24 protein-coding genes and 1 tRNA gene are annotated in these 22,230 nt (G+C 64.4%); 12 read left to right on the top strand and 13 right to left on the bottom strand.

Annotated elements, in window-relative coordinates; translation table 11 throughout:
• Positions 1–186 precede the first annotated feature (186 nt).
• From BLS91_RS04455 to BLS91_RS04470, 5 genes are all read right to left on the bottom strand, one after another.
• Positions 187–681: a DUF1801 domain-containing protein gene (locus BLS91_RS04455; protein WP_092339551.1), complete on the bottom strand. Its 495-nt coding sequence runs from the start codon at positions 679–681 to the stop codon at positions 187–189.
• A gap of 289 nt (positions 682–970) precedes the next feature.
• Positions 971–1,918: a tyrosine-type recombinase/integrase gene (locus BLS91_RS04460; RefSeq protein WP_241983050.1), complete on the bottom strand. Its 948-nt coding sequence runs from the start codon at positions 1,916–1,918 to the stop codon at positions 971–973.
• A gap of 26 nt (positions 1,919–1,944) precedes the next feature.
• On the bottom strand, positions 1,945–2,160 hold the full coding sequence (locus tag BLS91_RS20495) for a hypothetical protein (RefSeq protein WP_241983049.1): 216 nt from the start codon (positions 2,158–2,160) through the stop codon (positions 1,945–1,947).
• A 6-nt stretch (positions 2,161–2,166) separates the two neighbouring features.
• Positions 2,167–2,424 (bottom strand): helix-turn-helix domain-containing protein, encoded by a 258-nt coding sequence (locus tag BLS91_RS04465; RefSeq protein ID WP_241983048.1) that lies wholly within the window; start codon positions 2,422–2,424, stop codon positions 2,167–2,169.
• A 178-nt stretch (positions 2,425–2,602) separates the two neighbouring features.
• Positions 2,603–2,679, bottom strand: a tRNA-Pro gene (locus tag BLS91_RS04470).
• A gap of 288 nt (positions 2,680–2,967) precedes the next feature.
• On the opposite strand from BLS91_RS04470, the gene BLS91_RS04475 reads away from it, so the two are divergent.
• Complete coding sequence (locus tag BLS91_RS04475; RefSeq protein ID WP_092339552.1) at positions 2,968–3,708, top strand: hypothetical protein; 741 nt, start codon at positions 2,968–2,970, stop codon at positions 3,706–3,708.
• Here BLS91_RS04475 and BLS91_RS04480 read toward each other — a convergent pair.
• Positions 3,705–4,712 (bottom strand): NYN domain-containing protein, encoded by a 1,008-nt coding sequence (locus BLS91_RS04480; RefSeq protein WP_092339844.1) that lies wholly within the window; start codon positions 4,710–4,712, stop codon positions 3,705–3,707. The two genes, BLS91_RS04475 and BLS91_RS04480, sit on opposite strands and share 4 nt — an antisense overlap.
• 198 nt (positions 4,713–4,910) lie before the next feature.
• Here BLS91_RS04480 and BLS91_RS04485 point away from each other — a divergent pair, with 198 nt between their 5' ends.
• The gene (locus tag BLS91_RS04485) at positions 4,911–5,600 is read left to right on the top strand and encodes a class I SAM-dependent methyltransferase (RefSeq protein ID WP_092339553.1); all 690 of its coding nucleotides are present in this window, start codon (positions 4,911–4,913) and stop codon (positions 5,598–5,600) included.
• 108 nt (positions 5,601–5,708) lie between these two features.
• Entirely contained in the window at positions 5,709–6,464 is a 756-nt protein-coding gene (locus BLS91_RS04490) for an MOSC domain-containing protein (protein WP_092339554.1), read from the top strand.
• 68 nt (positions 6,465–6,532) lie between these two features.
• Here BLS91_RS04490 and BLS91_RS04495 read toward each other — a convergent pair whose 3' ends face one another.
• Entirely contained in the window at positions 6,533–7,291 is a 759-nt protein-coding gene (locus BLS91_RS04495) for an SDR family oxidoreductase (RefSeq protein WP_276326786.1), read from the bottom strand.
• A 108-nt stretch (positions 7,292–7,399) separates the two neighbouring features.
• Here BLS91_RS04495 and BLS91_RS04500 point away from each other — a divergent pair, with 108 nt between their 5' ends.
• Positions 7,400–8,278 (top strand): helix-turn-helix transcriptional regulator, encoded by an 879-nt coding sequence (locus BLS91_RS04500; protein WP_092339556.1) that lies wholly within the window; start codon positions 7,400–7,402, stop codon positions 8,276–8,278.
• 252 nt (positions 8,279–8,530) lie between these two features.
• On the opposite strand, the gene BLS91_RS04505 is transcribed toward BLS91_RS04500, so the two are convergent.
• Positions 8,531–9,598, bottom strand: a complete 1,068-nt coding sequence (locus BLS91_RS04505; protein WP_092339557.1) for an NAD(P)-dependent alcohol dehydrogenase — start codon at positions 9,596–9,598, stop codon at positions 8,531–8,533.
• Positions 9,599–9,910: 312 nt separating this feature from the next.
• On the opposite strand from BLS91_RS04505, the gene BLS91_RS04510 reads away from it, so the two are divergent.
• The 7 genes from BLS91_RS04510 (at position 9,911) to arfB (ending at position 16,344) form a co-directional block, all read left to right on the top strand.
• Entirely contained in the window at positions 9,911–10,939 is a 1,029-nt protein-coding gene (locus tag BLS91_RS04510) for a LacI family DNA-binding transcriptional regulator (RefSeq protein WP_092339845.1), read from the top strand.
• 1 nt (position 10,940) lies between these two features.
• The gene (locus BLS91_RS04515) at positions 10,941–12,455 is read left to right on the top strand and encodes a sugar ABC transporter ATP-binding protein (protein WP_092339558.1); all 1,515 of its coding nucleotides are present in this window, start codon (positions 10,941–10,943) and stop codon (positions 12,453–12,455) included.
• A gap of 10 nt (positions 12,456–12,465) precedes the next feature.
• Positions 12,466–13,437 carry an ABC transporter permease gene (locus tag BLS91_RS20140; RefSeq protein WP_134347022.1) on the top strand — a complete coding sequence of 324 codons (972 nt, stop codon included), beginning with the start codon at positions 12,466–12,468 and terminating at the stop codon, positions 13,435–13,437.
• 55 nt (positions 13,438–13,492) lie between these two features.
• Positions 13,493–14,437 carry a substrate-binding domain-containing protein gene (locus BLS91_RS20145; RefSeq protein ID WP_104090953.1) on the top strand — a complete coding sequence of 315 codons (945 nt, stop codon included), beginning with the start codon at positions 13,493–13,495 and terminating at the stop codon, positions 14,435–14,437.
• Complete coding sequence (locus BLS91_RS04525) at positions 14,434–15,378, top strand: ribokinase (protein ID WP_092339559.1); 945 nt, start codon at positions 14,434–14,436, stop codon at positions 15,376–15,378. Before BLS91_RS20145 ends, BLS91_RS04525 begins: the two co-directional genes overlap by 4 nt.
• On the top strand, positions 15,375–15,758 hold the full coding sequence (gene rbsD / locus BLS91_RS04530) for a D-ribose pyranase (RefSeq protein ID WP_092339560.1): 384 nt from the start codon (positions 15,375–15,377) through the stop codon (positions 15,756–15,758). Before BLS91_RS04525 ends, rbsD begins: the two co-directional genes overlap by 4 nt.
• Positions 15,759–15,921: 163 nt before the next feature.
• A complete protein-coding gene (gene arfB, locus BLS91_RS04535; protein ID WP_092339561.1) occupies positions 15,922–16,344 on the top strand; it encodes an alternative ribosome rescue aminoacyl-tRNA hydrolase ArfB in 423 nt (140 codons plus the stop codon).
• 32 nt (positions 16,345–16,376) lie between these two features.
• On the opposite strand, the gene BLS91_RS04540 is transcribed toward arfB, so the two are convergent.
• A complete protein-coding gene (locus tag BLS91_RS04540) occupies positions 16,377–18,263 on the bottom strand; it encodes an FAD-binding monooxygenase (RefSeq protein WP_092339562.1) in 1,887 nt (628 codons plus the stop codon).
• Positions 18,264–18,444: 181 nt separating this feature from the next.
• On the opposite strand from BLS91_RS04540, the gene BLS91_RS19520 reads away from it, so the two are divergent.
• On the top strand, positions 18,445–18,579 hold the full coding sequence (locus BLS91_RS19520; protein WP_420838489.1) for a hypothetical protein: 135 nt from the start codon (positions 18,445–18,447) through the stop codon (positions 18,577–18,579).
• A gap of 33 nt (positions 18,580–18,612) precedes the next feature.
• Here BLS91_RS19520 and BLS91_RS04545 read toward each other — a convergent pair whose 3' ends face one another.
• The 4 genes from BLS91_RS04545 to BLS91_RS04560 are packed head-to-tail and all read right to left on the bottom strand — an operon-like array spanning position 18,613 to position 22,229.
• The gene (locus BLS91_RS04545) at positions 18,613–19,542 is read right to left on the bottom strand and encodes a cytochrome b/b6 domain-containing protein (protein ID WP_092339563.1); all 930 of its coding nucleotides are present in this window, start codon (positions 19,540–19,542) and stop codon (positions 18,613–18,615) included.
• On the bottom strand, positions 19,539–20,516 hold the full coding sequence (locus BLS91_RS04550; protein ID WP_092339564.1) for an electron transfer flavoprotein subunit alpha/FixB family protein: 978 nt from the start codon (positions 20,514–20,516) through the stop codon (positions 19,539–19,541). Before BLS91_RS04550 ends, BLS91_RS04545 begins: the two co-directional genes overlap by 4 nt.
• Before the next feature lie 11 nt (positions 20,517–20,527).
• The gene (locus BLS91_RS04555) at positions 20,528–21,298 is read right to left on the bottom strand and encodes an electron transfer flavoprotein subunit beta/FixA family protein (protein WP_092339565.1); all 771 of its coding nucleotides are present in this window, start codon (positions 21,296–21,298) and stop codon (positions 20,528–20,530) included.
• Between the two features lie 43 nt (positions 21,299–21,341).
• Complete coding sequence (locus BLS91_RS04560; protein ID WP_092339566.1) at positions 21,342–22,229, bottom strand: 1,4-dihydroxy-2-naphthoyl-CoA synthase; 888 nt, start codon at positions 22,227–22,229, stop codon at positions 21,342–21,344.
• Position 22,230: the final 1 nt, after the last annotated feature.

Below are 22,230 nucleotides of genomic sequence, written 5' to 3' on the forward strand. Positions count from 1 at the left end.
GATTCTGCTGACGGCGCTACGACAGGTGGAAGTGACTCGCGGATGGCCAGCCCATCAATTTGGTTTTCGCATCGGGCGGAGGTTGACCCAGCATCGCCGCGGCCGCTCCCGATACTTCCTGAAGATGGCTCGACGCACGTGGCTTGCGTCGCAGACGAATTCTGGCCTATACGGCCATTCTCGGCGTCACCGCTTCTTCCCTCCGATCCCCGGCACGGACGCGACCTGTGTCATCCACGCCGCTATCGGGTGGTCGTCGACGTGGTCCACGGACTCGAGCTCCACACCCCGCGTCGACTTGCCCATCCCTACCGGTGTCACCGGCGGTACCGGCTCGAGCGCCGCGCCGTTGATGAACATGAGCTTGACGTGGCCTGCAAAACCGCCGCAGCTGAAGCACCATCCGTCGCCTACTCCGTAGTAGGCCATGCCCCACTTCACAGAGCGATGGAGGTTGGGCAGTGTTTTGGCGGCCAGCGCGTCGATTGCTTCGATGATGCCTCGCTGCGGCTGCGGAAGGCTGGCAATGTACGCGAAGACAGGCTTGTCCCCGACGGCCGCTTTCGCGGGGCTCGCCCGGCCAGTCATAGCTGCCGGCAGTGTCCACGACGCATCGCTAGACGCCGCAATGCCGTCGGCCGGCTTTTGAACTTCGCTCCTGCCCCTCTCGCTGCTGTCCATGGCGAGATGCTATTCCTTCCCCGTCGCCGAAAGACGATTGCGCATCCTCAAATTTCGGTGTATCACTGAGGATAGATCTAGCAGGCACCCTTGGTACCGGAACGAACGTGAACATGGGATTCGACAAAACTGCAGATCAGACGGCGGTGCCACCGTGGCACCACCGCATTCCAGTCGGCAACCCTTGCCTAGGCCCGGTCGAGAAGTGCGGCGGCGGTCGGGCAGCTTATGGCCTGACTTGCAGAAAAACCCCAGATCTCACGGTGCTGCCACCGTGGCAGCACCGCGTTCACTCCTTGTCTTTCGCGAATGCGCGGTCGAGAAGTGCAGCAGTAGCCGGGTTCACCAGTTCGCTGCGCTGGATATAGTGCTGCACCGTGACCCGCGTGTCCGTGTGGCCAAGCAGCTCGGCGGCGAGTTCGATGCTGGCGTTGGTGTTGACCGCGGTGGCGACCGTGCGGCGGAACATGTGTGGTGTCACTCCGTTGATGCCCGCTCCCTCGAGCACCTGTCGCAACTGACGACGCACGTTCGCGGTCGTCAACGGAGTGCCGTCGCGGGACTGAAACAGCAGCCCATCCAGGCCCAGACTCCCGAATTTGGCGAGCCGCCGGCGCACGGCGTCAGCGGTGAATGTGGGCAGTGCCACAACACGCGTGGACTTCGCGGTTTTGGGATGGTCTTGCCGGAAGGTCAGTTCGCCGTTGCGACTGACGATGGTTCCGGCAAGGCGAATGGAGGGCACGGCACTAGTGATGTCAATGTCCCGGCGTCGGATGGCGAGAACCTCACCGATGCGGGCCGAGGTGCCGAGCATCACCTCGATGATCGCGCCGAGCTGGCCATCGGGTTTGGGGCCAGAGATATGGTTGGCGGCGCTCTCCCATTGCGCGATCGCCGCGCGGATGACGTTCACCTCTGGGGCGGTGAGGGCATTGGGCACGTGCGGCTCGCGGTAGAGGCGGGCGACGTGGTGCATCGGGTTGCGGGGGAGTACCTCGTGCCGCACGGCCAGTTCCAATGCCAGCCGCAATACGACCCGAGCCTGTTTGGCCCGGCTGTAGGAGAGCTTCGCGAGCTGCTTAATGAACTTGTCGCACCGGGCCACACCGATCTCCCGCAACGCCAGGTTGTCGAAGGCGGGTGAGACAAGCGTGCGCATGTTGCGCTCGTACAGGTTGCGGGTGGTCCGGGAGATCCGATCCTCCAGGTCGATGTCTTCCAGCCAGTACGTCACCAGGTCTTTGAACAGGCTGTCGGGCGTCAGCGCTGTGTCGGCGGGTTGGAGAACAGGTCCCGGTTGGCGAGCTTGGCCTTCAGCGCCCGCTCGGCGGCGTTGGCCGTGGTACCGGAGGCTTGCACGAGGCGCGCGTGGCCGTCCCAGTCCCGGTAGCGGGTTCTCGCCTCGTACCGGCCGGTCGGTGTCTGGCGGGTGTTGATGTCGCCGAAGGTGCCGATCGTGAGCCGCTGCCGGGCCACCTCAGCTCACCGCCGATCGGTGCGCCGGGGCTCGCTGGGGGAGGGCTCGCGCTGCTGGGCGATCCAGGCTCGCACGTCGGAAATGGCGAACTTCAGATGCTTGCCGAACCGGTAGGCCGTTGGCCCTTTGCCGTGCACCCGCCAGTCGTAGACCGTGGAGATGGGGATACCCAGGTAGGCGGCCAGCTCGGCAACGTCCATCAGCGGTTCGAGCCCCCAGCTGTCGGTGGGAGGGGAGGTTAGCTTGTCGTCGTGGATACTCATGCCCAGAAGGTGCGCACGACGATCCCGGACGATCGGGAGGTACCGAAACCGACGACGGCGACTCGCACGCGAAGGCCGAATCACCGGCTCCAAAACGCTCAAAGTGATGGGGTAGTGATGACTTAATCAAATCTCTTAACCAAAAAAGTCCCGGAAATCCTTGAGTTTCCGGGACATTTGGTCGGGCTGACAGGATTCGAACCTGCGACCCCTTGACCCCCAGTCAAGTGCGCTACCAAGCTGCGCCACAGCCCGCCGCTTCCGCAAAGCGATTCCAACACTCGAAACCTGCGGAAGACAACTGTAAGAGCTTACCGCTTTATACGAGGACCCAAGAACACATGGAAGGGCACCGACGATCGCCGTTGGAATGAAGAATATTTGGTGTTCCCATGGCCTCCGAGCTGGCAGGGTTTATTGGTTGCGTCGCAAAGGGGCTCACGGCGATACGACATTCGTGATGCGCGGCGGTGCTCACGGCCTCGCGTCTAGATTTACCCACTGTTCGCTTGCCAACTTTCACCAAGTTGCTACTCTGAGCGCATGGCAGTCATCGTTCGCACCGTGAACCGCATGCAGACAAATCGTGCCCGTCGTGTTTCGGTCCGCTGGTCGCTCGCCGCGGCCGGGCTGTTTCTTGCAGCGGCCGCGCTGCAGCTTGTCGCCTCGTTGGAACGGTGGGTCGTGCTCACCGACTCATGGACGCGCACCGACACCTCCATTGAAGACCACCGTTTCGACTACTCGTACCCCGCGGACCCGTGGGAAAACCTCGGCACGACCGCGCAATTTTTCGGCTTAAGTCTTCTGCTGCTGGCGCTGGGCATCAGGGCCTTGGCACGATCAGTCGCGAGTCGCGACAGTGGCTTTGAGCGGATGCTTACCGTCGCCACCGCAGCATCTTTCGGCATCACCGGCATGCACGCCCTCGTTTCGGGCCTCATGGGTGTTCCGTCTCCGCTGCAATTCCTGCCGGTGCAGATGCTGCTGAGTTTGATCGGGTTCGCTGGTTTGATCGTCTTGAGCGTGCGCTCGCTGCGCGTGTCATGGGCGTCATCCGTCGCGTGCCTGTTGTTGCTCGGCGTCACCTTGCCGGGCACTATCGTCGTCACCTTTCAGATTGCGCCGGCCATCCTGGGCTATCAGTCGCACGACACGACTCCCTTTACCGAGATGATCGTCGCGGTGTCGACGGCCGCGGCAGGCGTGGCGACGCTTGTGGCGGCAGGGGTGGCGGAGCGCGCTCGTCGCCGATCCGCTGCGCAGAGTCGCGTGGCGGCTTAGCGCCTACTTTCTGCTTCGGGGCGCAGTCGGATGAGCCGCTGAGGGCCATCCTCTTTCAGCTCGGCCAAGTCGCTGCGCGAGGAGAGAAAGTCGGTGAAGGACCGAAAGCCGAGCGGCTTCTCGTTGAAGGACGGGTCCATGCGGCGCATTTGGTTCTTGATCGTGCCCGTGTTGAGCCACTCGTCGGCGTCACCCTTGGCGTGACCGATCTGCAGCGCACGCACAAGGAGCTCCGTGGCCAGTGTCTGTGGGTCAATGTCGTCGCCGGCCTCAGGCTCGTCGAACTGCGCGTCTTCGGTGTGCGAGAACATGGGATTAGTGGCGAAAAGTCGGGCCTGGACGGGCGCCGGGTCGGGTGTAATCTCAACAGTTTCCGGGGTCTTCCTGCTTGACTTGGGCCTCTCCTCAATGGTGGTGACGGTCGTTTTGCCGATTCCGGGCAGCGAGTCGTAGTCCTCGAACTCGTCGCAGGCTGCCGCCAGCGAGGTGCTCGTCGAGCCCGCGACCCCGATGCCGACCACGAAACGACCCAGCCGCTTCGACTTCTGGGCGAGCGCGATGTAGTCGGAGTCGCCGGCGATGATGATCACGTGGGTGAGGTCAGGCAGGCGAAAGAGGTCTTCGACCACGTCGACGGCCAAACGGATGTCCGCGCCATTTTTGGTTCCGCGGGTAGTCGTGGTGAATAGCTGGGTCAGGTCCACCGCACGAGACATGAGCTGGCGCTGGTAGCTCGCATTGACGGGCACGGACCAGTCGGCGTAGGCGCGGTTGACGACCAGGGTGCCAAAGGACGCGGCAAAGTCGATGATGGCGTTGAAATCTACCGTCGCGGAAGCGAGGCGTGCGGCGATCTCGGGGTCGGCATCCGGGCTCTTTTTATTGAAATCGCGGATGCCGTCGCGCTGGAAGGCGTTGCGCCCGTGCAGCTGCTGGTAGCGCGAGATGACGATGTTGTCGAAGTCGATATAGAGGCCGACGCGAGCATCGTTCGGTTCAGTCATGGTGAGCTCCTTAGCCACAAGCGGAAGACTCAGGCGCGATCCGGTATCTCCAGTCTGCGCCGAGCGGCGGGGAGAGAGCAACTCGGCTTCCTCCTTGCACCAGTAATCGACTCCAGCGGGCGCTCTCTGCACCGGGTCATGAAGCGCCGTGGGCCACCAAAATTTGTCGCGCACCCGTGAAAGACGGATGCTTGATTCATGGAGCACACGAACGAAACCTCACCCGGCGACACCGACCACGAAGCGGAGGTTGCATCCGCTGTTCCCGCCCCGCGCGATCCCGGCGCGGTCGAAGAATTCTGGGATGAGCGCTACGCCGACACGGCACAGCTGTGGAGCGGGCAGCCGAACGCGACACTCCTGACCGAGATACAAGGATTACCGGCCGGGCGCGTACTTGACGTCGGCTGCGGCGAAGGAGCGGATGCCCTCTGGCTGGCGGAACACGGGTGGCGCGTCACCGCGCTGGACGTGTCGCGGGTAGCACTCGACCGGGCAGCCGCCCAGGCCGCCGTTCGCGGAGTGCAGGTGAACTGGCTACACGCCGGCCTGGTCGAGGCGGCGCTGCCACCGGCATCCTTCGATCTGGTTTCTGCGCAGTACCCCGCGTTGCTGCGTACCGACGAGAACGTTGCCGAGCACGCGCTGCTTGCCGCTGTCGCGCTCAATGGTGTGCTGCTCTTTGTGCATCACCCCGCTCCGACGGAAGAGGCGGCCGTCGCCCATGGTTTTAATGCCGAGGACTATGTGGGCCCGGCCCAGGTCGCTGCACTGCTGGACGACAACTGGCGGGTCGAGATCGATGAGACCCGGCCTCGCCATGTAGCCACCGGCGCCGGGTCGCATCACACTCACGACGTTGTCCTGTGGGCTCGACGACTGCGCTGATCGGCCACATTGAGATTGCGGCCGGTGCTCCGCGGCCGCAGCGAGATTTCGCAAGTACTTCGGGCTGCCCCGGCCCGCGAGTAGTCTGCCGATAGGGTGATTATTATTATGCAGATTCGGGACATTGGCCTGTCGGAGCTCAAGGGCGGCCGACACACGACGCGGGAAAACCTGCTGCTCGAAGCGTACGGTCCGGCGGGGGACCGACTCTTCGCGGTCGTTGACCTCGCTAACGGGCGCGTGTTGAAGACCGTTGAGCATCCGTTATTGATCACCTGCCGAGCCCAGTGGCAAGACGGGGTCCTGTCGGTCGACATCGGTGGGCAGCATATTTCCGCGACACCCGAGGTCAACGATCAAAATGTCACACTGGACTACTGGGGTCGCGCCGTTGGTATGCACGTGGTTGCGGGGCCGTGGGCCCGAGCATTCTCTCGTTTGCTCGGCAAGGATGTCGCTCTGGCACAGATCAACGCCCCGGGCGGCGTGGTCTACGGCGACTCCGTCACCATCGTGACAACGAGTTCGCTTCGCCGGCTCGCCGATGAGGCGGCCACGACCGTTGATGCTCGCCGGTTTCGGGCGACGTTCACAATTGACACGGGCGACGCGGCTGCACAGGTGGAAGATTCCTGGGCTGGTCGTGAACTCGACGTGGGGAGCGCACGCCTGCTCGTGGGCGCCGGTATCCCTCGCTGCGCCGTCATCGATCAGGAGCCCGACACCGGCGCTCGCGGAACAAACCTACTGAAGACCCTCGTCCGATTGAACGGGAGTGACATGCCATTCGGCGTCTACGCTCGGGTCATTCACCCGGGAAGGGTCGGCTGCGGCGACCAGGTGCGATTACTCCCCGGTAGCTGATGGGAAGCCGGGCTTAGAGCGATTCTGTCCGTGGTTCGTATCGGTGCCGGCCGCAAAGCGGCAGCAGGTCAGGGAGCGATCTGCTTGACCGGGCGCATGAGAATCTCCTGGATGAGTACATTGGCCGGCTGCGCAAAGGCGAAGACCAGCGCCTGGGCTACGTCTTCGGGCTGCATCGCTTCCAGCTGTGTGCGGCGGGTTAGGAGAACATCGCTGACGTTTTCGCCGAACTCGGTCCAGACTGCGCCCGGTTCGAGAACCGAGACGCGGATACCCTCCTCGCCAAGTTTTTTGCGCAGGGCATCGTGAAAACCGACGACGGCATACTTCGTCGCGCTGTACACCGACCAGGTGGCTGCGCCGTAGCGGCCTCCGACGCTCGAAACGGAACAGATCATTGCGCCGGCCCGGCCGCGCATGAGGGGGATGGCCGCCTGGGTGCAGTTCAGCACGCCGTACAAGTTTGCATCGATCATTGACTTCCAGTCAGCGGGGTCGCTGCTCTCAAATGGCGAGCTGATGCCCAGGCCAGCGTTGTTGAAGAGCAGATCCACCCCACCGAAACGGCTCTCGATCGTGGCGAACATGGATGTGACTGCGGTGGCATCCGCGACATCGAGCTGCATAATCGTGGCGGAGTCTCCGAGTTCGGCGGCCAGATCCTGCATTTTCATGTGTGTGGCTCTCTTGCTCGTGATGAGGACAGAAAGGCGACCCGGCGCTGATCCATCAGGTTGAGAACACAAAAGGCATGGTGCAGCTTTACACCGGACAGACGCTGGAGAACCCAGACTTGCACGAATTCTCAATTGTACAGTTGATGACACCGGCGAACAGCTGCCCAATCGCAAAAGTGCATATCTGGTGAGCCCCTGGTCGACGACGGGCGGGCCGCACCACAAGTTCGACGCGCACCGGCAAGGGATACTGGAGGCATGGACGACAAAGATACCCTCGCTGATTTTCTGCGCTCAGCCCGGGCACGACTGACGCCAGCTGATGTCGGCCTGCCGGTGAACCCCCACGCGGCCGCACGGCGGGTACCCGGACTGCGCCGTGACGAAGTAGCCGGGCTGGCCGGCGTGAGCGTGGATTACTACGCGCGCATGGAGCAGGGCCGGGTAACCCAGGCATCCGATGCTGTTGTCAATGCGCTAGCCGGTGTGTTGCACCTGAATGAGGCGGAACGCAGCTACCTGTTCTCACTGTTATCCGCGTCGACCGGCGGCCGCAGCCAGCAGCGGCGGCGCACACACGCGGTTCGACCCTCGGTGCGCACCATAATGGATTCCTTTACCGCACAGCCGGCCTTCGTGCTCGGTGTCGGCATGGATGTGCTGGCCATGAACGACCTCGCCAAGCTGCTGCTGAAAGACTTCACGAAGAGCTCGGGACTCGGGCGCAGCATGGCCCGGTGGACATTCCTCGACCCGTCAGCGCGCACACTCTACTTGGACTGGGAGATTGTGGCGTGCGATGTGGCGGCTATGCTCCGTCACGACGCTCGGTCCCACCCCAACGACTCGGCTCTCAACGAACTGATCGGTGAGTTGACCGTCAAGAGCGACGAATTTCGTGCGTGGTGGAGTCAGCACCGGGTGTGGGAGTGCACCTTCGGCGTGAAGCGCTTCATGCACCCGATCGTGGGCCGGGTCGACGTGGATTACGAGACCTTTCCGGTTCCGGGCGAACCAGACCAGCAACTCTTCGTCTACAGCACCCAGCCGGCGTCCTCCTCAAACGACGCGCTGCGCATCCTGGCCTCCTGGCGCGCAGATCAGACGGATGCCGCGGCGCTCGAGTCTTCTCTCTGACGCAACAAATCCTTCCGGTAAAGATACGGCGCCCCGAGGCGGGCGCGCTTCCCGGCGCTGAGAACGAGATTGAGCAATCCCGAGCGCACCACGCAGCGCAATCCAAGCGTCGCCGTAAGGGGAATGAAGTGGTCGAAGCGATGCCCGATTAACGACGGATGCCCCGGGCCGCGTTGACAACTGCGGCCCGGGGCGGTTCGTGCCTGGGTTTATTATCGACCTGGGCGGTGTCTATAGCGCCGGTCGGGGAGCCTACGCGTCGGCGCGGGTCTCGTTGGCAAACGTGGCCACGTCGATAACGAAACGGTAGCGCACGTCGCTGCGGATAACACGCTCGTACGCTTCGTTCACCTGATCGACCGAGATGATCTCAATGTCGGCGCCGATTCCGTGAGCGGCACAGAAGTCGAGCATTTCCTGGGTCTGGCGGATGCCACCGATCTTGGAGGCGGCGATGGCGCGACGCTGGGCGGCGAGCCAGACCATCTTCACGCTGTCCGGTTCGGTGGGGATTCCAACGTGCACGAGCGTGCCGTTGAGGGCGAGCAGCTTGAGGTAGCCCTCCAGCTCGAGGTTTGCGGCCACGGTGTTCACGATGAGGTCGAAGTGGTTCTCGAGCTCGGTGAAGGTGGTCGGGTCGCTGGTGGCGTAGTAGTGATCTGCGCCGAAACGCAGCCCGTCTTCCTTCTTGCTGAGGGTCTGGCTGAGCACGGTGACCTCGGCGCCGAGTGCGTGGGCGATCTTCACACCCATGTGTCCGAGGCCGCCCATGCCCAGGATGGCAACCTTCTTGCCGGGGCCGGCTTTCCAGTTCACGAGAGGGGAGTAGAGCGTGATGCCGGCGCAGAGCAGGGGAGCGGCCTCGGAGAGCTCGATGCCGTCGGGGATGCCGAGCACGTAGTTCTCGTCAACAACGATCGCGGTGCTGTAGCCGCCGTTGGTGGGGGTGCCGTCGTGGTTGCGGTCGTTGTAGGTGCCGACCTCGCCTTTCAGGCAGTACTGTTCTTCGCCGGCGAGGCAGTTGGCGCACTCGCGGCAAGAGTCGACGAAGCAGCCGACGCCGACGCGGTCGCCCACCTGGTAGCGGGTGACGTCGCTGCCGACGGCGGAGACGATGCCGGCAATCTCGTGGCCGGGAACCATCGGGAACAGTCCCACGCCCCACTCGTCGCGAGCCTGGTGGATGTCGGAGTGGCAGATGCCGGCGAACTTGATGTCGATCGCCACGTCGTGGGCGCCGGGAGTGCGCAACTCGATTGTGGTGCGAACGAGGGGCTGGTTGGCCGCGGGGGCGGCGAGGGCAGGAATGGTGGTCGTCATAGAAAAATCTTTCTGTGCCGGTGGTGGAATGCGAGGGAACCCCGTGCCGTGGCACGTGTCGACGGTGACATCCGCTCAGCTAACGTTACGCGGTGCCACCGATCTGGTCGAGGCTGGAACGTGGCACTGTCTGACCTACCCACGGCATCCGTTGATCGCGCGGCCACGAACCGGGCGGGTGCAGGTACGATCCGAAGCCCGGTGCAGGCGTGAGTCCCCGTTACCGGGGCGCATTGACACACGTTCACTTCACGACCTAGTATGGAATCGATTCCATGGAATCGATTCCATAACCACAATGAGGTGAAGAAGATGGCGGACATCACAATCAAGGACGTAGCCGCACTGGCTGGCGTTTCGGCGGCCACCGCTTCCCGCGTTCTCTCCGGCAACCCGGCCACCTCCCCCCAGTCGCGGGACAAGGTCGCCGCGGCAGTCATCGAGCTTGACTATCGGCCCAACGCCCAAGCCAGGGCCCTGCGCTCGACCCGCAGTGATTCCATCGGCCTGCTGGTACCCGACGTACGTAACCCGTTCTTCGCCGATCTCGCCCATACTGTCGAGCAAGCAGCCCTGTCCGAGGGCTATGTCACCCTGCTCGGCAACGCCAACGAGCAGAAGGAACAGCAGGACCGGTACCTGGATACGCTGATCTCTCGGCGGGTAGACGGCATCATCGTGGCGCCACTTGGCGACGGTGGCGGCAGCATCCGTTCCCTGATCGAGCGCGAGATTCCAACAGTCTTCGTGGACCGCACCATCGACGGTATCGACGTGCCGAGCGTGACCACCGATAGTGAGGTCGGCATCCGTCAGACTGTCCAACACCTCGCCGCCCTCGGGCACACCCGGATCGGCTACATCTCCGGCCCGCAGGCGACCTCAACCGGCCGCGACCGGTTTGCAGCCTTCACGGCGGCCGTGGCCGACGCCGGTCTGAGCCAGGACCCCGACCTGGTGTACTTCGGAGACTTCCAGGCGGCGAGTGGCTCGGCCGGCCTGCACGCCTTGCTCGAGTTGCACGACCCGCCGACAGCCTTGCTCGCCGCGGACAGCCTGATGGCCGTCGGCGCGATTGCCATTCTGCACAAGTTAGGTCTGCGCATCGGAACGGACCTCGCGCTGGTCGCCTTCGACGACATCGAATGGTTTGCCCTGCTCGACCCGGCACTCAGCGTCATCTCCCACAGTGTTGAGGACATGGGCCGGATCGCCGTCGAAATGCTGCTTGAAGTCATCGCCGGGCACACCCCGGAATCGGTCGTGCTGCCCAGCGAACTCGTCATCCGTGGCTCATCGTCGTTGCCCATCCTGCCCGCATCCAGCCGAAGGAAGAACTGACATGACTCAACAACCACTGCTGACCCTGCAAAATGTGGGCAAGGTCTTTGGACCCGTCACGGTCATCCACGACGTCACGGTCAGTGTCTACCCCGGCCAGGTTCAGGTATTGCTCGGGGAGAACGGTGCCGGAAAGTCCACGCTGATCAAGATGATGGCGGGTGTCTACCAGCCGGACTCAGGCCACATCGTCGTTGATGGCAGAACGGTCACCCTGCCAAACACCCGCGCGGCTGAGGCGCTGGGTATCGCCACGATCCACCAGGAACTGAACCTGGTGGCCACCATGAGCATTGCCGAGAACGTCATGCTCGGGCGGATGCCGACCAGGCACGGTCTCGTAGACCGTCGCGCCCTGCGCCAGCAGGCCCGAGCCGCGCTGGCCTTGATCGGCCTGGATATCGACGTCGACATTCTGGTGGGTGAGCTGGGCATCGCCCGGCAGCAGCTGGTCGAGATCGCCAAGGCGCTGAGCATCAACGCCCGCATTCTCATCCTCGACGAGCCCACCGCTGCACTGACCCGCCACGAAACCGAAAACCTGTTCGCGGTCATGGCCGACCTGCGCCAGCGGGGCGTCGGCATGCTCTTCATCAGCCACCACCTCGACGAGATCGCCGAGGTCGGTGACACCGTCACCGTGCTGCGCGACGGCGAATTCATCGCGGAGGTTCCGGCCTCCACCTCCGAAGACGAACTCGTGAAGCTGATGGTCGGCCGCGGCATTGAGGACCAGTTTCCGCGGGTGCCTGAAAACCTGAGTCAGGCCGCGGAGGTGCTCATCGTGGAGAATCTCACGTCGACCGGGCTGTTCAGTGACATCAGCTTCACCGTCAAGGCGGGCGAAGTGCTCGGCATCGCGGGCCTGGTTGGCGCGGGGCGCACAGAACTCATCCGGGCCATCGCTGGCGCCGACCGATACGCCTCCGGCACGGTCGCCGTGCGCGGCCAGCATCTGCCGAAGGGCAGCATCAAGGCCGCGATCGCGGCGGGTATCGGGCACGTGCCGGAGGACCGCAAGGGACAGGGGCTGGTGCTCGACGCATCCGTCAATAACAATCTCGGCTACGCCACCCTTGCGTCCACCGCGAAGCTGGGACTGGTCGACTTTGCCGGCCAGCGCAGCCGGGCAACCGCGGTCGCGAAGAGACTGCGCATCCGCATGCACACCATCGACCAGCCGATCGGCGCACTCTCCGGCGGCAACCAGCAGAAGGCGGTCTTCGGCCGCTGGATCATCGCCGCCTCGACGATCTTGCTGCTCGACGAGCCAACGCGCGGTGTGGACGTGGGTGCCAAAGTCGAGATCTACGAACTGATGAACACGATCACGGCGGCCGGGGGAGCGATTCTCATGGTGTCCAGCGAACTGCCCGAGATCCTCGGCATGAGCGACCGCATCCTGGTGATGCGCGACGGCCGCATCGCCGGCGAGCTCAGCGCCGCCGAGGCAACCCAAGACGCAGTCATGACACTCGCTGCCCGCGATGTCGACGAGACGCACGAACAGAGATAGGCAAACCATCATGTCCACCACCACCCTGCCGACGCCGCGCCGCGGTATCGACTACAAGAAGTTTCTCGCCAACAACGGCGCCCTGGTCGGTCTCGTCGTTCTCTGCCTCGCCCTCTTCATCGCAACCCCGGACTTTCTGACCGGGCCGAACCTGCTCAACATCGGTATCCAGGTCTCCACCGTGGCCGTGCTGGCCTTCGGAATGACCTTCGTCATCGTGGCCGGCGGGATCGACCTTTCCGTCGGCAGCGTGGCGGCACTGTCGGCCATGTCCTCCGGCTGGATGTTCGCCAGTGCCGGCCTTCCAGGCTGGCTCGCCCTCGTGGGCGGTCTGGTCGTCGGAGCGCTCGCCGGAGTTATCAACGGTTTGGCCAACGCCTACGGAAAGCTGCCGTCCTTCATCGCCACCCTCGCCATGCTCAGCGTGGCCCGCGGACTGACCCTGGTGATCTCCGACGGCCGGCCGATTAAGACCGCACCCGAGGTTTCCTTTCTCGGCGGCAACCTCGGACCGGTGCCGATGCCGATCGTCATTCTCGTGATCGCCGCCCTGGCCGCCTCGTTCGTGCTCAACCGCACCGTGATTGGCCGTTCGATGTATGCCGTCGGCGGCAACGCAGAAGCCGCCCGACTCTCGGGTCTGCCGGTCAAGCGCATCCTCGTCACCGTCTTCGCCCTAGCCGGGCTCTTCGCCGCCCTCGCCGGGCTGCTGCTCGCCGGGCGCCTCGACTCCGCGCAGCCCCAGGCCGCCGCCGGCTACGAACTCGACGCCATTGCGGCCGTCGTGATCGGCGGAGCCTCGCTCTCCGGAGGCCTCGGCAGAATCTCGGGCACCCTCGTGGGAGCCCTGGTTTTGGTCGTCATTCGCAACGGCCTGAACCTGCTCAACGTCACCTCGTTCTGGCAGCAGGTCGTGATCGGCCTCGTGATCGCCCTGGCCGTTGGTATCGACGTGCTGCGCCGCAAGTCCCGCAACAGCTGACCCACCAGCTGTCAGCAAACTTTCCCCTCCAACCGCCTCATCCAAAGGAAAACCAATGAAGTCATCCTCTTTCCTCAAAATCGCGGCAGTGACCGCAACAGCAGCCTTGATCCTGGTGGGAACCACCGCCTGTGGCCGCGGCGGCGGCGCTGAGGCCTCCGGCGATAAAATCGTCATGGCCATTTCCACCCTGAACAACCCGTTCTTCGTGGAACTGCGCGACGGCGCGGAGGCTGCAGCCAAGGAAGCCGGAGTGCAGCTGAGCATCGTTGATGCCCAGAACGACTCGGCTACGCAGGCCAACCAGCTCGCCACTGCTGCCTCGAGCGGTGCCAAGGCCGTCATCGTGAATCCGGTGGACTCGGATGCTGCCGCCTCGGCAGTGGATGCCTTGATCACCGCCGGAATTCCGGTCATCGGAGTCGACCGCACCGTCACCGACGTTGACCTCGCGTCGCTCGTCGCCAGCGACAACGTCGCCGGCGGTCGTCAGGCAGCCGACGAACTGGCCAAGTCCATGGGCGAAACGGGCACCGTCATCCACTTGCAAGGCGTAGCGGGAACGTCAGCCAGCCGGGAGCGCGGCGCCGGCTTCGACGAGGGCCTGAAGGCCTACCCCGACATCACCGTTGTCGCCACGCAGACGGCCAACTTCGACCGCGCCGCCGCGCTGGATGTCACGACCAACCTGCTGCAGGCCAACCCGGGCGTCACTGGTCTATTCGCCGAAAACGATGAAATGGCCCTCGGCGCCATCCAGGCGCTGGGCGACAAGGCCGGCTCCGAGGTCTTCGTTGTCGGCTTCGACGGCACGACCGACGGACTCGACGCCATCAAGGCGGGCACCATGGTCGCGACCATCGCGCAGCAGCCGGCCGAACTCGGCAAGCTTGCCGTCGAATTCGCCATCAAGGCCATCAAGGGCGAGACGATCGCGAAGACCGTTCCGGTCGAGGTCGTCTCCGTCACCAAGACGAATGTCGGCGACTTCGCCAAGTGAGTCACCTCGTCAATACGGCCCTCACCACGCCCGGTTCGGTCGTTGTCGTGGGATCCATCAACGTCGATCAGCTGATCCGCGTGCAACGCCACCCGAAGCCGGGCGAGACCCTCATCGGAACATCGATGGAGTTCTTGCCCGGCGGCAAGGGGGCCAACCAGGCCGTGGCGGCGGCCCAGCTCGGTGCCAGCGTGCGCCTGGTCGGTGCGGTCGGTCGGGATTCGCAGGCCACCGTCGCCAGTGCGATCCTGACCAGCGCCGGTGTCGACCAGTCGGCCGTGCGAACGGTCGACGAACCCACTGGGTTGGCTCTGGTCAGCGTGGATGATCACGGTGAGAACACGATCGTGGTCATCCCCGGTGCCAATGCACTCATGGGCGCCGAGGCCGTTCAGGCCAGCGCGGGCATCATCGCCGCCGCTGCTGTAGTGGTTTTGCAGGGTGAGATTCCGGCCGACGGAATCGCCGAGGCGGCGCGGCGGGCCACGGGACGGGTGGTACTGAATCTGGCTCCGGTGATCGAACTGGATGCTGACACGATTCGGCGGGCCGACCCGCTGGTCGTCAACGAGCACGAGGCTGCCCTCGTGCTCGCACAACTGGCACCCCACCGCGGTGTCCCCACCGAGGATGCCGAGTTGGTGAGCCGGCTGCTGGAGGTGGGCGTCGCATCCGTTGTTCTGACGCTCGGCGCGAAGGGTGCTATCTGCGCCGACCGGGAGGGTACCAACGCCGTGGCGTCCCCGACAGTTGTCGCCGTTGATAGTGCGGGTGCTGGCGATGCGTTCGTGGGAGCGCTGAGCGCGCAGTTGGCCGCGGGCGTGAGCCTTCTTCAGGCCGTTCGCCTGGCCGTGCGGGTCGGGGCGTTCGCGGTGCAGAGCCGCGGAACGCAGACCTCGTATCCGACAGTGGCGAACGTGCTGCCGACGGTGAACGCATGAAGAAGCGGGGCATTCTGAACGCTGATCTGTCGGGGGCCCTGGCCCGGCTCGGTCACACGGATGTCATTCTGCTCGCGGATTGTGGCCTGCCGATCCCGCGCGGGGTTGCCGTGATCGACCTGGCTCTGGTGCACGGTATTCCGCGGTTCGAACAGGTTCTCGACGCCCTGCTCGATGAGATGGTGTTCCAGGGGTGCGTCGCGGCGGAGGAAGCCAAAACCGCCCCCGCTGGAGCCTGGCTGGCCGAACGATTCAACGAAATCGAGTACATCAGCCACGCGGATTTGAAGGCGTTCTCCGCTACCGCGAAGCTGTTCATTCGCACCGGGGAGGCCACACCGTTCGCCAATGCGGCGCTCGTCTGCGGAGTGTCGTTCTGAGAGCGGCCATCTCCTTCGTCCCGGATTCGAATGGCACATTCTCGGGCTACTGCAGGCGATCGTCTGGCCGCTGTTCTGAGATCGCCCTGTTCTGAGAGCCGCAGGGAAAGATCTGTGATACTTTTCGTGCGCGGGGGATCTTCGGGTGTGTAACGCTAGGGGCATGGATCTTGAGGTGTCGCCGGCGCTGACGATTCCAGAGCGCGAACTCGGCTGGCGGTTCTCTCGGTCGTCGGGCCCGGGCGGCCAGCACGTGAATACCTCTGACAGCCGCGTCGAGCTGTTCTGGAACGTCGCCGAGTCGAGCGTGCTCTCCGACGACGAGCGGATGCTGCTGCTCACCCGGCTCGGGCACCGTCTCGTTTCCGGCGTGGTCACCATCGCAGCCAGCGAGCAGCGCTCCCAGCTGCGCAATCGCGAGATCGCCCTGCGCAAGCTGGCCGACCTGGTGACCGCCGCGCTGGCCGCGGAACCGGCCGCGCGCCGCGCGACCAAACCCACGCGGGGTTCGGCCCGGCGGCACCTTGCGGTCAAGCAGCAGCGCTCAGCGACGAAACGCAACCGGCAGCGGCCCGCGGCCGACTAGGGATGGGGCGCAGTATCCTTTCTCGGTGAGACCTACCGAACCAGCAGCATCTGCCGAAAGTATGCGGCCAGGTCAGCGGTAGCGGTCAGCGGCAGCACGTGCGCGACGTACTGGTCGGGGCGCACGATCACGACGGCGCCGCTTCTGTTGATGCCGCGCTGCTCGAAGATGTCGTGCGTCGGGTCGGCGGCGTAGACCTTCTCGTAGTCGATCAACCCGAACGGGCCGGTTTTCGGCAGGAACGCCGGGTCGACCTGGCCGAGGTTCACCTCGGTGTGCGCCTCCTGGTAGATCACCTTCACGTCGAAGACGCTGTCAATGTCGGTGCCGGCTGGAGTGTGGGCGAGCAGGGGGGAATCGTCAGCGGTGCGCATCCACTCGGCCCAGGCGGTGAGCGCGGAGCTGTTGGCAGCGTCAGCGAACGCGTAGAGGCGCCAGCGGCCGTCGGCGCGGTGGTGGTGGCCGAGCTCGACCGGGTTGGCGTCGGCGACGCGCACCACCGGAGCTGACTTGAAACGCTTTCCGATGGGAAAACCGGTGGCGAGCGCCTGATGGGTTGCTTCACCAATCAGCATCGACGGCGGGTATTGGGTCATGAAGCCGGCCGGAAATTCCGCCGTCTGGGTGTAGAAGTCCTCGAGCGGCACCTTGAGGTCTTCGGGCTTGGCGGCCATCAGTGAAGACCACTCCTTGTCGAAGTCGATCAGGTTCTTGGCGATGACCTGGCGCTCCGCGGAATACGTGCTGAGAAGTGTCTCGGGGCTGCGACCGTCGAGCACGTAGCCGAGCTTCCAACCGAGGTTGAAACCGTCCTGCATGGAGACGTTCATGCCTTGGCCCGCCTTGGCGCTGTGCGTGTGGCAGGCGTCACCCATGATGAAGACGCGCGGCGAGCGGATGCCGATCTCCTCGGGCAGTACGTCGTCGAAGCGGTCGGTGAGGCGGTGGGCGACCTCGTAGACGCTGTGCCAGGCCACGTTTTTCACGTCGAGTGTGTACGGGTGCAGAATCTCGTTCGCCTTCAGGATGATCTCGTCGATCGTCGTCGTGCGCACGGCGCCGTTGTCATCGGGGGCGACTTCGCCGAGGTCGACGTACATGCGGAACAGATAGCCGCCCTCGCGCGGAATGTGCAGGATGCTTCCGTTAGCCCCCTGGATGGCGCACTTGGTGCGAATGTCGGGAAAGTCGGTGACGGCCAGCACATCCATGACTCCCCAGGCGTGGAAGGCCTGGTCGCCAGCGAGGGTGCAGCCGATCGAATCGCGCACGCCGCTGCGGGCACCGTCGGCGCCGACCACGTACTTGGCGTGAACGATGCGCTCCTGACCCTTCTTGGGGCCGGTGGTGTGTACGAGCGTCACCGCGACAGGGTAGTCGCCCACGCTGTTGGTTTCACGCGTGGTGTTGGTCAGGCTGACAAACTCGTAGCCGAAGTCCGGCACCATGCGGGTAGGCGAATTCGCCATGACCTCGGCGAAGTAGTCGAGCACGCGCGCCTGGTTGACAATGAGGTGCGGAAACTCGCTGATGCCGGTGGGATCATCGATGGCGCGGGCGGTGCGAATGATGTTGGCCGGGTTGGTGGCGTCTGGCTTCCAGAACGCCATCTCGGTGATGCGGTACGCCTCGGCGATGATGCGCTCGGCAAAGCCGAACGCCTGAAAAGTCTCGACGCTGCGGGCCTGGATACCGTCGGCCTGCCCGATCGCGAGACGCTCACCGCGGCGCTCCACGATGCGGGTGGTGATACCGGGAAATTGGGAGAGCTGGGCGGCGGTGATCATGCCGGCCGGGCCCGTTCCCACAATGAGAACGTCGACGGTGTCGGGGAGTTCGTCGGGGCGATCGATGCCGACTCCGGCCGCATCCTGGGTGCGCGGATCGGTGGACACGTATCCGTGGTGGTGAAACTGCACGGCTTCCTCACTTCTCTGTGTGGTTAAAACGAGTGTGGCCACTTACGACCCTGTTCGATAATAGAACGCGGTGTTCTATTATTGTTTCTCAAATCATATACGTTCTAGGCGGCTGCGCAATGCGAAAATGCGGGTAACGTGCTGACAATGACGACCGACCCGAAACTTCTCGAGTGGATGCTTGACTCCGACCCGGCCCTGCGCTGGCGGTTTGATCGGTGCACCGCCCGAAGTCTGGCAGGCCACCAGGGCACGGGTGAACACGGAGGGATTCGGGGCGCGACTGCTGGCGCTGCACGACGTCGATGGCCAGTAGGCGGGCGGCGCGAAGCGTCAGATTATGGCCGGCTCAGCGCGACACGGTGCCGGTGAGTGAGGCGATCGCTCGCAACACGAACGGCTGGGCGGCGAACCAGGCCGCGATCATCAGGGCGAGGGCGCCGGCGAAAATCCAGAACCCGAGCCATCCGTCAGCGTTTTGCGCGGCATACATGTGGTTGAGGTTGCGCAGCGCACCGGTTGCGAACACGAGAATCACGTGCACCGCGATGAAGGCCACGAAGAAGATCATCACCGGAAAGTGCACTGCACGGGCCACTGCAATGGGGTAGAGCTTGCTCAGTCGCTTCGAGGTCCACGAGGGCGACATGCGCAGCCCGGTGGCCAGGGCCAGGGGTGCCGCGACGAATACGACGAGAAAATAGCTGATGGTTTGCAGGGCGTTGTAGTTGACCCAGCCGTCTTCGACCGGCCAATTCAGCGACGCGTATTGAAGGCCTGCGGAGAGGGCGTTCGGAAAGATTTCCCAGGTCACCGGGATCAGCCGAAGCCACTGCCCGGTCGCAACGAGCAGAACGTAGAACAGAACCCCGTTCACGACCCACAGGGTGTCAAAGGTGATGTGCAGCCAGAGATTCAGGCTGATCTTGATCGGCGGGGTCTTGGTGCGGATGAGCCCGGTGTTGTTACGTTTCCAGAACATGGTGGGACGCTTGGTGGTGCGGATCTGCCAGCCCGAGCGGATGATGAACAGAATGAAGAAGGCATTCAGACCGTGTTGCCAGGCGAGCCAGGCCGGAATCCCCATCGGGGCGGAGTCGGGCAGGGTCGTCGTTCCTGGATACTCGGTGAGGAAGGACTGCACGTCGGGCAGCGAACGGATGCCCCTGGCTGCGAGTACGACCACGGCCAGCACCACGATGCCCGCCGGAATGATCCAGACCAGCTTGAACCACCGGTTTTCGGCGAGGGTGGCGAGGCGGCTGCCCGAGGAGGTCACTGCGCGCTGCTTCGTTTGCCGATCGCATCGATGAGCTGGGGAACGACGGTGAAGACGTCGCCGACGATTCCGAAGTCGGCAATGTCGAAGATGGGGGCGTCAGAGTCGGTGTTGATCGCGACGATGGTCTTGGCGGTCTGCATGCCGGCCCGGTGCTGGATGGCGCCGGAGATTCCCAGCGCGATGTAGAGCTGCGGGGAGACGGTCACACCGGTCTGGCCGACCTGCGAGGTCTGAGCTACGAACCCGGCATCGACGGCCGCGCGGGAGGCGCCGACCGCGGCGCCGAGGGCATCCGCGAGCTGCTCCACCAGCACGAATTTCTCCTGCGACTGCAAACCGCGACCGCCAGACACCACGGTTTTGGCGCCGCGCAGGTCGGGCCGGTCCGCGGCCACCGGGGTGGCCTCGGCGCTGTCGATCAGGGTCGATCGGGAGGTGTCGAGGTCGAGCGTGACGCGCGTGACGGTCGCCGTTTTCGCCTCGGCACGATCGTCGATTGCGCCCTGCCGCACAGTGATGACGGCGGGGCCACCCTGCACCGTCGAATCGACGGTGTACGCGCCGCCGAAGACGGAGTGCGAGGCGACGATCGCGTCGCCGTCCCGGTGCAGGTCCACGGCATCCGTCAGCAGGGCACCCTGGGTGCGGAGCGCGACATGGGCGGCAATCTCGCGGCCATCGATGGAGTGAGCCACGAGAACGGCGGCCGGTTCGAGCGCGGTGAAGGCGGCGACGAGGGCTTCAACCTGCGGGGTGAGCAGCACGGCCGTGGTCTGGTCGGTTTCGCCGACGTAGACCTGTTCGGCTCCGAGAGCACCGAGCTGTTCGGCGAGGATGGCCGAGATGCCGGGCGCCGCGGCGACGACGGCGACCGGTGTACCCAGACGAGCTGCGGCGGCGAGCAGCATCGCTGCGGTGTTGGCGATGGCGCCGTCGGGCGAGACTTCAATGAGGGTGAGAACATTCGACATTGTGTGCCTTCCTAGATCAGACGGCCGGCGGCGAGAAACTCCGCGAGTTCAACGCCCGCGTTGCCGTGGTCGACGATCTTGGTGCCGGCCACCCGGGCCGGACGGGGGCTGGTCTGGGTTATCACGGAATGAGCGGATGCCGAGGTCGCTTCCAGCCCGAGGTCGGCCAGGGACCAGACCGTGACGGGCTTTTTCTTGGCGCGCATGATGCCCTTGAAGTTGGGGAACCGGGGTTCGGCGGACTGCTCGGTCACCGATACGACGGCGGGAAGCTGGGCGTGCACGGTCATCGACCCGTTTTCGGTGGCGCGGTGGCCGCTGACGGCATCCGTTGTGATGACGACGGAGTCGAGGTAGGTGGCCTGCGCCACGCCCAGCCGACCGGCGATGAGCGAGGGGAGCGTGCCGCCGCGGCCGTCGGTGGATTCGTTGCCGGCGATGATCAGATCGAACCCGGCCTTGGTGGCTGCGGCGGCAATGACCTCGGAGGTGCGCAGCAGGTCGGCTCCGGCCAGGCCGCCGTCGAGCAGGTGGATGGCTGAGTCGGCTCCCATCGCTAGTGCCTTGCGCAGCATGTCTTTGGCCGAGTCGGGCCCCATGGTGAGCGCGACGACCTCAGCGTCATTGCTGTCCTGATAGCTCAGCGCCACCTCGAGGGCACGCTCATTGATCTCGTCAATGACGCAGTCGCTCGAGACTCGATCGAGCCACCCCGTCCTGAGGTCGAGGGTGCGGTCGCCCCAGGTGTCGGGTACCTGCTTGACCAGAACAATGATTTTCATGATCTACTTCCTGCGAGCCTGTTGGTCTCGCCTGTTGTGCCGGCTAGAACTGCCAGGGAAACGGAGACCAGTCGGGTTCGCGGTGTTCGAGGAACGCTTCTTTGCCTTCGACGGCTTCGTCGGTGCCGTAGGCGAGGCGGGTGGCTTCACCGGCGAAGAGCTGCTGGCCGACCAGTCCGTCATCGATGGCGTTGAAGGAGTACTTGAGCATGCGGATCGCGGTTGGCGACTTCGTGAGGATGGTGTTGGCCCAGTCCAGCGCGGTCGTCTCCAGTTCCGCGTGCGGCACCACCGCGTTGACGGCGCCCATTTCGTAGGCGCGCTGCGCGTCGTACGGGCGGGCGAGAAAGAACACTTCCCTGGCGAACTTCTGCCCAACGTGCTGGGCAAAGTAGGCGCTGCCGTAGCCGCCGTCGAACGACCCGACGTCGGCATCCGTTTGTTTGAACATGCCGTGTTCCTTGCTGGCGATCGACAGGTCGCAGACCGAGTGCAGGGAGTGGCCGCCGCCGGCCGCCCAGCCGGGAATGACGGCTATGACGACCTTCGGCATGAAGCGGATGAGTCGCTGCACCTCGAGAATATGCAACCGGCCGGTGCTCACGGTTCCGTCGCGGTACTGGTAGCCGTCGCGGCCGCGGATTCTCTGGTCGCCACCGGAGCAGAATGCCCAGCCGCCGTCTTTGGGGCTTGGTCCGTTGCCGGTGAGGAGCACGACGCCGATTTTGGTGTTCTGCATGGCGTCGTCGAGCACCCGGTAGAGCTCATCGACCGATTGCGGGCGGAAGGCGTTGCGCACCTCCGGCCGGTTGAAGGCGACGCGGGCGACCCGGCCGGCGTTGTCGTGGTGGTACGTGATGTCGGCCAGCGCGGAGAAGCCGTCGACCGGCTTCCACAGGGACGGATCGAAAATTTCGGAAACCTGAGTCATG

Origin of the sequence: Cryobacterium flavum, assembly GCF_900103805.1 — a bacterium.
GTDB classification, from domain to species: domain Bacteria; phylum Actinomycetota; class Actinomycetes; order Actinomycetales; family Microbacteriaceae; genus Cryobacterium; species Cryobacterium flavum.